This is a genomic window from Providencia sp. LY12, from assembly GCF_057621555.1.
The window spans coordinates 169,426-182,684 of sequence record NZ_CM172594.1 but is presented as its reverse complement, the minus strand read 5'-3'; the positions used below and the strand labels follow the sequence as shown (position 1 = coordinate 182,684).

At 38.6% G+C, this 13,259-nt stretch carries 12 protein-coding genes; 7 read left to right on the top strand and 5 right to left on the bottom strand.

Features of this window, described 5'->3' with window-relative positions:
* Complete coding sequence (locus ACY3ZI_RS00780; protein WP_036950391.1) at positions 1-906, bottom strand: winged helix-turn-helix domain-containing protein; 906 nt, start codon at positions 904-906, stop codon at positions 1-3.
* 425 nt (positions 907-1,331) lie between these two features.
* Between ACY3ZI_RS00780 and ACY3ZI_RS00775 the strand changes: the two genes are divergently transcribed.
* The 7 genes from ACY3ZI_RS00775 (at position 1,332) to ACY3ZI_RS00745 (ending at position 7,626) form a co-directional block, all read left to right on the top strand.
* Complete coding sequence (locus tag ACY3ZI_RS00775; RefSeq protein WP_036950387.1) at positions 1,332-1,850, top strand: fimbrial protein; 519 nt, start codon at positions 1,332-1,334, stop codon at positions 1,848-1,850.
* A 66-nt stretch (positions 1,851-1,916) separates the two neighbouring features.
* A complete protein-coding gene (pefC, locus tag ACY3ZI_RS00770; RefSeq protein WP_211887033.1) occupies positions 1,917-4,292 on the top strand; it encodes a PefC/AfrB family outer membrane usher protein in 2,376 nt (791 codons plus the stop codon).
* Positions 4,285-4,953 (top strand): fimbrial chaperone, encoded by a 669-nt coding sequence (locus ACY3ZI_RS00765; protein ID WP_211887032.1) that lies wholly within the window; start codon positions 4,285-4,287, stop codon positions 4,951-4,953. The genes pefC and ACY3ZI_RS00765 overlap by 8 nt, the downstream gene beginning before the upstream one ends.
* 10 nt (positions 4,954-4,963) lie before the next feature.
* Positions 4,964-5,974, top strand: coding sequence for a fimbrial protein (locus tag ACY3ZI_RS00760; protein ID WP_036950382.1), 1,011 nt, complete (start codon positions 4,964-4,966; stop codon positions 5,972-5,974).
* 11 nt (positions 5,975-5,985) lie between these two features.
* Complete coding sequence (locus ACY3ZI_RS00755; RefSeq protein WP_036950380.1) at positions 5,986-6,516, top strand: spore coat protein U domain-containing protein; 531 nt, start codon at positions 5,986-5,988, stop codon at positions 6,514-6,516.
* An 11-nt stretch (positions 6,517-6,527) separates the two neighbouring features.
* On the top strand, positions 6,528-7,076 hold the full coding sequence (locus tag ACY3ZI_RS00750) for a fimbrial protein (RefSeq protein WP_132496818.1): 549 nt from the start codon (positions 6,528-6,530) through the stop codon (positions 7,074-7,076).
* 13 nt (positions 7,077-7,089) lie between these two features.
* Positions 7,090-7,626, top strand: a complete 537-nt coding sequence (locus ACY3ZI_RS00745; RefSeq protein ID WP_108478647.1) for a fimbrial protein — start codon at positions 7,090-7,092, stop codon at positions 7,624-7,626.
* A 6-nt stretch (positions 7,627-7,632) separates the two neighbouring features.
* On the opposite strand, the gene ACY3ZI_RS00740 is transcribed toward ACY3ZI_RS00745, so the two are convergent.
* From ACY3ZI_RS00740 to ACY3ZI_RS00725, 4 genes are all read right to left on the bottom strand, one after another.
* On the bottom strand, positions 7,633-8,310 hold the full coding sequence (locus tag ACY3ZI_RS00740; protein ID WP_211887031.1) for a fimbrial protein: 678 nt from the start codon (positions 8,308-8,310) through the stop codon (positions 7,633-7,635).
* Between the two features lie 69 nt (positions 8,311-8,379).
* The gene (locus ACY3ZI_RS00735; protein ID WP_211887276.1) at positions 8,380-10,017 is read right to left on the bottom strand and encodes a fimbrial protein; all 1,638 of its coding nucleotides are present in this window, start codon (positions 10,015-10,017) and stop codon (positions 8,380-8,382) included.
* Entirely contained in the window at positions 10,004-12,499 is a 2,496-nt protein-coding gene (locus ACY3ZI_RS00730) for a TcfC E-set like domain-containing protein (RefSeq protein ID WP_211887030.1), read from the bottom strand. Before ACY3ZI_RS00730 ends, ACY3ZI_RS00735 begins: the two co-directional genes overlap by 14 nt.
* Before the next feature lie 19 nt (positions 12,500-12,518).
* Entirely contained in the window at positions 12,519-13,202 is a 684-nt protein-coding gene (locus ACY3ZI_RS00725; RefSeq protein ID WP_036950370.1) for an EcpB family pilus assembly chaperone, read from the bottom strand.
* Positions 13,203-13,259: the final 57 nt, after the last annotated feature.

Genomic DNA, 13,259 nt, shown 5'->3' with positions numbered 1-13,259 from the left:
TTATCCAGCCCAATCCATGATGTAATACGAAACACATTCATTATCTTTTAACGAAAATGAATCTAACTCTCTGATGCAATAAATGATTGATAATTTATTAGTGAAATTCCGTCTTATCACATACATATATTGATAATCATCAAATGACTTTGAAATGATTTCATCTGAGAGAAATTTAGATAATTTCGCATTTAAATCCATCTGCTTATTACAGAGTATTATTTTACTATTAATTTCTCCACAATGGGTGTAGTTCGATAAGCTACTACTTTTTTTTTGAAAATCGATATAGCTAAAAAAAATTGTTGTCATCAACACAATTAGAACTAGCATAATGATTGTTCTTTTCACTTCACGATTTGAGAAACTGAGCCACACATTCTTTTTTTTAATATACCCAGAGGGATATTTAGGAGGAGTATTTATGCTGATGTTTTTATGGTTTTCTACTTTTTCCACTTTAGGGATATGGATTTTTTCTATTTTCCCATCATATTTCCTATCAATTTTGTGTTTATTTCTAAACCTACTACTATTTACATTATTTATCGATGAGTTAAGAATATGTATATCATCAACAAGCCTATAGCCTCTTTTAGGAATATTCTTTATTATCTCAAAATTGTGTTCGAGTTCGCTAAATGCCTTTCGTAACAATAAAATGTTTTGATAAAACGTATTGATTGTCACAAACTTCTTTTTTTCACCCCAACCTGCACTAAATAGCTCATCTTGTGAAATAACTTCATTATCTCCATCTACCTTGTTTTTTATTAAAAATAAAAGAATATTCGCAGCTGGCGTTAAGACTTTACGTTTATCTCCATTAAGTATGTATGTGATTTTCTTGTTGGTGTAGTCAAACTCAAACTTGTCATTAATTATATATTTTATACTCGATTTCATAATTTCATTCTTTATTAATATAGTAAAACATCGCCACACTATACTACCCATGCGAGTGAACCGAAAATTGAAATAAATCATAAAAAACTAAAATAAATTTGAAGGTTTTATTGGGTTTTTTAGCACCATGAATCCACAACCTATTGTTAATAATGAATATTTTTAGAATTTCATATAAATAAAAATACTTAAGTAGTTTATTTAGTTTATCCAGCTGAGGAGTGAGAGTATTCTGCATCACAGAACGAGCAGGCTCCAAAACATTCATCTCTTAATGATGTAAATGATTTTTATTATCTATCATTTCGCCTGCACAGTTCCTGACATTAAAAATGGTGAAATTTAAATTTGAATCTTTGGATATGCATATCCAGAGATTCTTAATACACATTATTAAATATAAATACTCTTATGAGGATGATTAAATGAAAAAGATGTTATTACCTTTAATTTGTAGCAGCGTATTACTTAGTGGCGCTGCATTTGCAAATACAGGGGAAGTACAATTTATTGGAGCGGTAACTTCTGCAACTTGTGATATTGATACCGAAGTCGGTGGGTTAGTTAAATCTACAATTGATTTAGGCAAAATGACAACAGCAGATACCAATGGTGACTACGTTGAATTTAGTTTAGTTCCACGTACTGACGAATGTTTGAAAAAAACTAATGGTCAAGTAGGTTGGCAAAGCGCTGGATTTACTAATTCTGGTCTTGCAAATATGAAAGGAACAGCAAATGGTGTTTCTATTCAATTAACCGCAATGAACTCAACCACTCCAAATCAAGATGTAACTTATAACAGCCAAACAGTTGATTTTGGTAATGGAACCGATGCTATTGGAAATATGAATTTCAAAGCAAGAATGCTGGCAACAACAGGTCAAACTGTTACCGAAGGTACCATCATTTCTACTGCAACTTATGCAGTGGCATATAAATAATTAGTTTTATATTTTTAAATTAAGGGTCTTTGACCCTTATTACCGCTTACAAATAGTGATGGATATATGCGTTTAAAACCAGTCAATGCTTTTATATTATCCCTGTTGGTAAGTCCATTTTGTGTATATGCAAACTTGAATATGGACTTCTTACATGGAGGAGTTCAATCTCAAGCAGCAAGTATTTTTGATGACAGTGTTAAATATCCTGAAGGTCACTATATTGTAGAGGTGATTTTTAATCGCCACCCAATGGGAAAAAAAGAATTAATTATATTAACCAAAGATAGAGAAAATCTTTGTTTAAATACAACATGGATAAATGAGCTTTCATTGCCTATTAATTTATCCTTATTTGAAAATGAATTCGATGCAGAAAGAAACTGCTACAACTTAGGTCATTATCCAGGTGTTAAAATTGACTTTGATAATGCAAAACAGGTTTTGACTTTTAATATTCCACAAGTCGCCTTAGATAACTCAAAAAATCAACAAGAATGGGATTATGGAATACCAGGGATCAAAGTTAACTATTCCGGGTATGTCTCTAAAACAACATCCGCTAATACCCAACTTTATGGGGATTTCGACTTATATTCTAATTTTGGTCGATGGGTAGGCTACGTCCGCAGTAGTTATCTTAAAGATTCAGGAACCGAGACTTCAGAAGCTACCATTTCAACTGCCATGAAGTCTATACAGGGAAGTTTTATTGCCGGTAAAACAATAACATCAATGACGATGTTACCTAACTTTGTGTTTTACGGAATGGCATTACGTTCAGAAAAAAATATGCGCCCATGGGAAATGCGAGGTTACGCCCCTGTCATTTCAGGTGTGGTCAGTTCGAACGCAAAAATTACTATTTCACAAAATGGATACGTTCTTAGTTCTCAAGTCGTTCCTGCGGGAGCATATCAATTAAATGATATTTCACCCGTCAGTAATGGTGATTTGACCATTACTGTTGAAGAAGATAATGGAACCAAAACCGTGAGATATGTGCCAGTTGCCACACTCCCATCATTATTACGAGCCAATGAGATGGATTACAACCTCGTCATTGGTGAGCGAGAGCTAGCTGGAAAGCGTGAAAGCCACCCATTCCTTTTGGGCGCTCTTGATTATGGATTTACGTATTTTACGTTGCAAACAGCGGGAATTTTACACAGTGATTATCAAAGTGCTGGAATTGGTCTGAGTAAAGAGTTTGGTCAATTTGGTGCGGTCTCTTTTAACGTGAACGCGGCCAACAGTCACTTTCAAAAACAGACTCCCACATCACCTGATGCTAAGCAATCAGGGATAAGTTATATGCTGAAGTATGCCAATTCACTGTCGAATACGACTAACTTACAGCTTTTAACTTACCGTTATACAGGTAAAGAGTACGTTGATTTTAATGAGTTTAACCAAAATGCGCTGTACCAAAGAAGTAATCGTAAAGAGCGCTATGAAACCATTATTTCTCAAAATTTTGATAACAGCTTTATCAGCCTGTCGGGATGGGTACAAACCTACCGTAATCGTATCCGCAATGAAATCGGCGCTAACGTGACTTATAACACAGCCTTCAAAGGTATCGACTTTTCGGTATCCGCTGATTATCAAAAATTAAATGACCATGACCGTGATAATTATGCCATCTCCATCGGTGTGAATATTCCGTTTAGTGTGTTTGATAAAAACCATTTTTGGACGAACTCTGTGAGCTATGACCGTGATAATAAAGCCAGTTTTAACTCTGGTATCGCAGGGAACATTAATGAAAAAGTGAACTATAGCGTGAATACCAGCAAAGATCGTGATAGTTGGTCAAACTCTGCTTACTTTGGATTTAACCAAGACTGGGTGAATACAGGTGTGGCTATTGCCCAAAACCAGCATCAAACCACAGGCTCTATCAATGCCTCCGGTAGCTTGCTTGCCACGCAACAAACCGGCTTATTTTTAACCAATGTGCGACAAGATACTGTCGCCATCGCCAACATTAAGAATATCGGAAATATTGTTTTTAATGACTCACCGCCTACAGATAGACATGGAAATACCGTAATTGGTGTCTCTCCTTATATTGAAAATAATTTAAAAATCAATACTGAGGAAGTTCCAAACAACGTTGAGTTACTCGATTCTGTACAACGCGTTGTTCCAACAGATAAAGCCATTGTTTATCGCGAGTTCAAATACTCAACCATACATCGATACATTTTGAGACTGAAAAAGAAAAACGGTGAGTTTGTGTCTGCCGGTAGCTCAGCACGAACAGAAAATAACGACTATGTGGGATTTGTCTCCAATGGCGGTGTTTTGCTGTTGAATTTATTAAGTCAGCCTAATGCCATTTTCATTACCTCCTCAAATGATGAGGTATGCACCTTAAATATGAATGGGGTAGAACCCAATGAAAACCAAATCATGGAGATCGAATGCAATGATTAAGCTCATATCCAAACTCGCTATCTTGCCATTTTTGTTAACCTGTTTTAATGCCTATTCCGCATTCACGCTGAATGGCACTCGATTTATCTATGATGAAGGTCGTAAAAATATTGCGGTTGAAGTTAAGAATAATAGCGAAAAAGCCTACGGTGGGCAGGTCTGGATCGATAACCTCAAAGGGGATGATGTTTTCTTTGTTCCTGCACCCAACTTATTTAAAGTCGCAGCCAATGAAAAACAGCTTGTTCGCTTAATTTATATTAATGACAAACTGCCAAAAGACAGGGAATCACTGTTTTGGCTGAATGTTCAAGAAATCCCACCAGTTGCCTCTGCGGAAGAGGGTAATGTCCTTGCTGTGGCATTAAATACGCAAGTTAAGCTCATTTATCGCCCTAAAATCCTTGCAGAAAGCCGTGAAGATGCAGAAAAAAATATCACGTATAGCGGTTCAACACTGAAGAACCCAACACCTTACTACTTTGCACTCACACAAGTTTCCGTCAACAACAAACCGCTGTCTTTATCCGCGGATGTTGAACGCTCAATTAGCTTATTCCCGCCTTTCAGCGAGATGGATTTACAGCGCCCGTTATCCGGTAAAGTCACTGTTGAAGCCATTGATGACTACGGCGCTCGACGTGTGATCGAACTGCAATAAGGACATTATCATGGCAAAAAAAGGGTTTTACCTTGGAATATTGATGCTTTTTTTCGCGTTAGATGCCTCTGCGGCAAGATGCCGAAATATATCCATCAAATATTCATTTCCAGCACAAATCGACGTGACGAACAAAAAAGTTGGCGATCAACTCTATACTTTTGGCGCCCCTGGTGTCCCATTAACTTTAGCAGGGCAATGCTTACGTGCTTCTAGTGGTGCGGGGAATACGACAGGTAACTTTATTTATATTGTTGATAAATATGGCGCATCACCAAATGATTGCCCAAATGGTGGAACCGTCGATAAAACCTCATCCGATGGCATTTTAAGATTTCGATCAACAGGAAGCTGTAGTAACAGTGCTTGGATACTGGTTTTAGACTACAAAACCAGTGGAACGGGCTATACCAATTTAGCCAATGCTGGCGGAGGAACAGACTCTGGTACCGTTTACTTACAGAAAAAACCCCCTGTCGGAAAAACGGTTGTAAACCCTACTTACATGTTAACCAGAAAATTCTATTCACGAATTGGTAATAACAGCCGTACGTTAATGACAGAGAGTGTCGCGTTCAGTGCCCCAACATCGATGACCCTCGTCAATAACGCATCATGTGCGGTCTCAGTCAACGATGTGGATTTTGGCAACCAAACTGCAAGTTCAGTTAACGCAAAATCTGTTGCCGGTAAAACCATCAACGTCGCGTTTACCTGTAATGCGGTACTACCCGCCTATACCTTAAGTTTTTCAGGAAAGGATGGTGTCAACAATGCTGCGAATGGAATTATCAATGTGAAAAGTAATCCATCCGTTGGTTATCAATTCACATGGGGTAATAGTGCATTTAAACCTGTAAATAGTGCCGTCGTTATCAATGGCGCGGCTATGGCACCAAATACCAAGCCAACAACAGCAAGTTTCACGATTCCAATTACCGTCAAACCCGTTCCGTTAACAACTCAAACGGCAGTGGGGGCAGCTAATACCGCCTTGACCATTAATGTAAAACTAAACTAACAGGATTTTTTATGATCAAGAGATCTCTCTTCCTTTGTACTGCATCGTTATTTTCTATTTATGCTAATGCAACAAGCTTTGCGACCAACGTAACAGGCGGGACAGTCACCTCAAATATTAATATGACGGTCAAGGCTTCTTGTGCCGCTTCAGTTGCAGATATCGACTTTGGCGAGCAATCTGTCAGTGACATTAAAAATGGCAAAGTGGTTGAAAAACCGATGACGATTGCAATCACTTGTGATGCGACTTTAGCATCTTATACGATGGCATTAACCTCGGCTGATGGCGTTGATTCCACAAAAAGTATTTTGAAGACCAAACAAAATGCCACTATAGGTTATCAGTTGACATGGAAGACCGCTGAAATGGCTGCCATCAATACTCCTGTTTTGGTTGATGGCGTTGCGAAAGCCCCTGCCACGAAACCCACAACACCTAACGTATCCATTCCTATTAACGTAAAACCCGTTTTACTTGGTACGACGGGTTCACCTGGAGCCGCCAGTACAGCATTAAATATTAAGTTAACATTCAACTAGTTGAGGTGACTATGCGCAAATCTATTTTGCTCATCAGCGTATTGATTTTTACACATATCAATAGCTATGGAGCACTCACCAAACAGTCATCCATGGTTGGTCAAGAGCTGGCATCGCAAATTAGGATGAGTGTGAAAATTGCCACTTGCTTGCCAGCAACGATCGATAATATTGCTTTTGGTGCATTAGATAGCGCAACTGTTTTATCTGGCGAAATAGAGGGGCATACCACACTATCATTAGATTGCTCAGGAACCATAGTCCCACAACGTGTTTCACTCTTATTTGAACCCGCTACCCCTCATTTAACCATGGGGGCATCTGGCTATATTGGCTCTGTTAACAACACTCTTGGTTATTTAGTCGCATGGGAAGATAGCCAAGTTGGAAATATTGGTGCAGGTGTGCCAATGGGAAAAGAGCTTTTACTTAAAAAACCCACCGCTTCATTAATGAAAGTGAAACTGAAAGTAAAACCTATTGCACTACCCATTGGCAGCAATAGTGTGACTCTAGGCAGTGGGAGCACCCACATTACAATCAAAATAAAATATCTTTAATGTGAGCGAATTGATGAATAAAACACTTCCCTTCTGCTTTCTTTTCATGCTGATGAGTGGCTACCCTTTGCATACCGTTGCCGATGAAATTTTACCCGACACGGTTCTGAGCATCTCGCTAGATATCGTCAATATCACTTGCGATATTAATGATGGGAAAGGCTTCAATAAAATTGTCGATTTCGATGTGATCAATGAAACCGATTTACTTGCAGGAAAACAACCTGCTGTAAAAACGCAATTTATTGTGGATTGCAATAAAAGTGGCTTTAAGCCTAATAACATAGATATTAAGGTTTATCCCGGGGCTCAAGGAGCTCTTAATAATGGTGTTGGTGGTGAGTTGAAAACCAACTTATCTGGTGTTGGAATTTATTTATCTTGGATGGATAAGAGTCCTATTGATTTATCTGGAAAAAACCAACGATTCAGTGCTAATGGTAATAACCAATTTGATATTAGCTTTTTTGCCAAGCCATATGCTCAATCACCAAGTGTCGAAAAAGGTATCATGAAAAGCAGCGTTATTATTAGTGCGCTCTACAAATAATAACGATTACTCACAGTTACCCACGGCGTAATATTTATCAAAAATCACAATGTACTTGCGACTTTTCTTGGTTAAACGTGCATCTTGATACGTTTGATTAGGTAGCAAGTAAAGGACGTAAGGCTCGGTATCATCCTCTGCATCACAATTGTTATGCACAAGCACTCTAAAGTAGGTGTTCCCCGTGTTTTTCAAAATGCCTGTATTTTGGTCGAGCGTATATTTAAAATCAGGTTGTTTGGGTCTCACGACAAAGTACGTTTCTAAACTGACCGTTGGGTAAAACAGCGGCTGTTTACGTTGCTCATGATCATTTTGCATTTCAAGCGGCGTTTCACTAATGATAATTTTGTAATAGCGTTCTTGGTTGTCCGCGGTTCCGCGATAAAAAATTTTAAAGAATTCCTGCTCTCCTGGTAATAAAATTTTCTTCAGTGGGGTAAAGATAATTTCCCCATTATGAATGGCTCGCCCTTGTTCATGGCTGCCCGGTTTATCAATTTGATACGCGCTAAAATTATATAAATTGGTCTTTTTCGTATCGTTAATATAGGGCTTAGAAAAAAATTCTTTATCGGAATCCATCGAAGAGATATCCGAGCTAATGTATAACGCGTTAGCACTATGATTGAAAGAAATCATCACAAAAAGAAGCAAGAATTTCAGCAAAGAATTTAATTTCATGTTTAGCCTGTTAGTGCTGAAGAAAAAGGCGATTTAAGATTGAATAAATCGCCTTAAAATGGGTCATATTTAATGAATATCAGGGCCTGTCCAGATAGCTTTTACCGTCACATTCCCGCTTGCCGAAACGGTTCCTAGCCAATCAATGCCATCTAGCGTAAAGAATGAGTTCGCTTCATTCATTGGAAATGATAAATCTAAATTCGTGCGATAAAACGAGCCTAAATCTTCATTCGGTTTTGCCCACGGCGTCTCTTCCCATAAAGCATTTTTGAGGGAAATTTCATTGCTATCGCAACTAGCTCGGTAAGACTCTAAGCTTCCCGTGTGATTTTTAAATGACAAATACGCTGAAAATGGCACTTTGAATTTGTCATCATTTGAGCTAAATAAGCAGTACGATTGCCCTTTTAGCGTGGTACTTGGACCTTCCACTTTAGCGGTGATTGAATCTGCCTGCCTTGGTCCGCTAGTCGTCACAATATAATTAAATTCAATTGGCGGCTCTTCATTACCCACTTTCCCGGTTTTAGATTGGTTCGGGTTAAAGTCGGCAGGGATAATACTGATCCCATAATCTCGCGGTTTAAGAATAATAGTATTAGACGGTGTGAACTCATAATACCCAGATTGAGGTACCGCTGAGTTAGTAAATGAAAACGTAAAAAACTCTTGGCTATTTTTAAAATCAACATTCGACGACACAAGTTGCTTCAAAAATGTATTAGATAAAAATATCGATACATTCTTATTGTTGCCTTTAAAATAATAGCTCGCCGGATAAGTTGTATTGTAATAATACCAACTATTACTCCCGTCATCAGGACCAATCAATATCGTGTTAGCCGCAGGTACAAACGGAATCAATGTATTATTAATTTTTAAACTCAACATAATATTGGCGAATATCTCTCCCTTTGTCTCATGGTCGACAACTTGACAGATGATCCCATTTTGACTTAATACGATACCAACTCGGCAAAATTGAGAGCCTAATCCTAAGGTTGGATTTCCATTACTATCTATAAAAATCTCTTGCAGCGCTCCCGTTGAAGTCAGCTTGATATGCCCAGATTTAGTAATATTGAATTCATGGGATGCAATAATCTGCCCACCTACACTTTGGCAAGTCTCACCTTTGCTTGGGTTATAATCTGTTTTTGTCATGCAAGATCTATAACTATAACTTTCGACGGTTCCCACAGGTAATTTAAGGAAATATTGGTAAGCAGAGTCACTGAAGATCCCTCTCGCATAGTAAGATTCCCCATTAATATTACTTTGCACTATCTTGTATGCACCATCTTTCCCAAGGTATTGCGCAGGCCAATAACCACTGTCGTCATTGCAATATCCCCGCATACACCGATTCCCAGTAAATGGTCTATCTATTTGAGAATTTTCTAACCAGATATCAACAAATTGGTTTGCTTGAATGGCTGTATTCACATACCCCATATAGCCCAAACTAAGCTGTAGCGATTTTGAGTAACGTGTATATTTGTTAGCCCCCGAAAAACGTGGATCCGTTGTTCTTGGTGTAATGAAATATTCGTCATCAACATTATTTTCAATAAAAACATAGCTGTTAGTCACAGTGACAGCGTGCGTTGCCGCGCTTAATAAAAAATTCAAAATAAAAGGAGCAATTATGAATATAAGAAATCTATTTCTCTTCATCGTTAAATTCTCATTATCTTTTCGCATAACTAGATTGCGGCTCACAAGTCACCTCCCCGACCCATAAAGCACCGCGTGCGCCTTGTAGGTTTAAATCGGCTTCGCAGATCGTTTTCTCATCTTCTTGCAATAACGAAATTACGGGATAGCGCACATCAACGTCCATGGAGAACTCCCCATTTTTATCGGTTTTTGTTCGCCCTATATGGTTACGAATCGAGGCATATTTTATGTATTCACCATCCGGTGATTTAAGCCGTCCAAACACCGTGACCAACTGACGAACTTCGGGTTGATAAAACGCGATATTGCCGGGATACAGCGTGACGGATTTATTGCGTCCAGAGACAATGTCAAAACTGTCTTTTGACTTCCCGTCGTTCATTAACTGGATGTCGTAATCTGAATACGGTGACAATGGAATAAAGGTATTTTTTCCGCTAATTGGGTAATTTTGCCCATTCACTTTTGCCACCATGCTACCGGCGCCTTGAATCTCAGAATTAATAATTACCCCTGATTTTCCTTGGTTGCCACTTGGTGTGATCATTCCATTGCTGTAAGCCACCGATCCGCGAGAGGTTAAGTTACCATTCAGTCGGTCGCTATCCGGTCGGTTAATCGTGACGGTACCCGAGTTATATTTCATGTCATAAGAGGCGTAGGCCAGCGTCGAAAAATCCGAAGCGCCATTATCTTTATCACGCACTAACTTAGAGACCGAAATACCCGCATTGGTGATCGGCGAGTTTTCAAAACTCTTGTTGGCATAAATATTGGCTTTCATATTACCGTTCGTGGAAGAGACGCCCGTGCTTAACCACGTAGACAGCGGTAATGAGAAGTCCAGATTTACATATTTTTCGTTGGTACTGTTTTGATTATCATAGTGATAACGCTGTACACCGGCTCTGAGCCCAACCGTTCCATAGCGCCCAGAAAACAGCGTATTCGCATATTCGTAGTTAATTGAATCACTGCCTACGCGACGGTCTTTGGTATTACTGATCGTGAATGAACCCGTCCTATCAATAATCTTGTCGAAGTTAACTGTTGCGCCATAGGAATAGTTATCCGCATCGTAAAGCGGCAAATCCCCTTCGACCACCGTTCGCTCTCGTGATGCCCAAAAGGAACCATAGCCTTCAGGAATACTGACAGAAATTGTCCCAATGTTGCGATGGCTGCCGTGGTTTTCCAGCATGCCCTGCCAAGAAACCGAAATGTAGTTATTAATCGACGCGTTAATGCTCGTTTCTTGAACTAGGAATTTATCAAAACCATAGTTTGACATCTGGAAGCGTATCCCCGACAGCACAGGGAAGTTATAGGCGAATGACGCTCCCGCTAAATAACTTTTCTCTGGAGCTTGGCTATGGCGACCTTCTCCACGGGCATAATTTCTTTTATCGAAATCAACATAGCCCCCGTACATTTCCCAATTCAGTTTGTCGAAGTTTCCTCCGATTGCCCCTAAGGATTTATTAATTGTCTGGTTTTGAGTGGTGACCACTTTCCCATCAACAACCGTTTCGATAGTGACGTCATAAATACCAAAAGGCAGCATACTGGTATCAACTTCAAAGTTACCCATTGGGAAGTTTTGGATATTAAGAAGCTTACCTTGACGATAAATACGAACTTCGCCAGGGCTATTTAAGAAGGCATAAATAGGGGTCAGTGACTGCTGTTTATTGTTGACGACACTCTCGGAGTTATTCCCGATAGTGACCGCATAAATTTTGCTACTGCTCAACGCAGTTAAGCTCGCAATGGATTGTAAATTCCATGTACTCATTAAACCCAATGCGACACGCAGCCCATTAAAGTCACGCTCATACATAGCTCGGTATAATTCAACACTTGCATTGGATTTACCGATGCTATACGCCGATGCATTGATATTAAAATGGTGTTCTGCTGCGGCAAATAACGCGTCTAAATTGAAATAGCTACTGGAGCTATTTTTTGCATTTTTTACCTGACTTTGGAATACACCTAAATCATAGTTTGCCACTGCCGAAAGTGAATTAACGGATGAATCACCTAATACAGAATGCCTTGCGTGAGTTTTCGGTGCAAATGCAGCTTTATCAACATCTAATGATAAATTGAATGATGAAATATTTAATTTCAGCACTGCATTATTGTCGATAACAATACCATTGTTATCATCAAAAATGGCATCCTGTTTATTGTCAATTTTATCAACCAGCAAGCTATTCAGTTGCGGGCCTTGCGTACTGTCAATGAGGTGAATACTGGATAATTTAATTTTACCTTGGTCAATGACAATAACTGCATCCGCGATTTTATCTTCGCTTTGGTTATTTTTAGCATCATCACTTAATCGTAGAAAAACAGGCACAGACATTCCTTCTTCCAATGCACTCACAAATGCCGGAGGAATAATGTAACCACCAATTTTAATACTCTTCATCTCACTGGCATGAATGGTGTTTGAAAAAAAAATGCTTAATATTGATAAAGCAATAACACTCTTACGCATGATTAAAGTCCGTTATTAATTATTTGACGACAATGAAATCTCCTTTGTGCCAAATACCTACGCTAGATTTTTTATTATTAAGATCGACAAACTGTAGTTTCACAGCTAAATGTGGCATGAGGTAATAACGTTCACGACAAATACCATCCACGCTATATTTTTGTTTTTCAGGTAAACATGGCCCTGATGCCACCACACGAAATGAACTATTCCCTATATTGGAAACTTGAGAGTTTGCATATTGGTAATTAAATTTTTCAATCCTTGGTGCAACAACCAAGATGGTGCTAATGGTCGCCGACGTTGTCGCTGAGGCAGATTTTGCACTTTTTGTTACACCGCTTTCGCCAATAGGGTCATCTTTCCAATTTAATCGGTAATAACGTTCTTTATCGTCTTTGGGACCTTGATAAATAATTTTAAAAACATCTTTTGCTTGCCCCGGCAAAATCAGATTAGCGGGGGTTGATAATATTTCGTTCGGATCCGTAACGGGAATTACTTTTCCATTCTCAAGTGGCGAGTCTATTTTCTCGATAGTTAAATTAACGAGCCTTGCCGTATTAACCGTATTTTCAATTTCTTTTGCTAATGAGTCTTCATCTGACGATATGATTTCAGTAATATTACCTACATTAACCGCCAAGCTCATTTTTAGTGGGAGAATAGATAATAAAGCTAATGCTAGTGTTATTTTTTTCATAATTATTAATTTTAAAAAAGATAACGATAAAGATAATATTTCCCTATAGTATCTTTA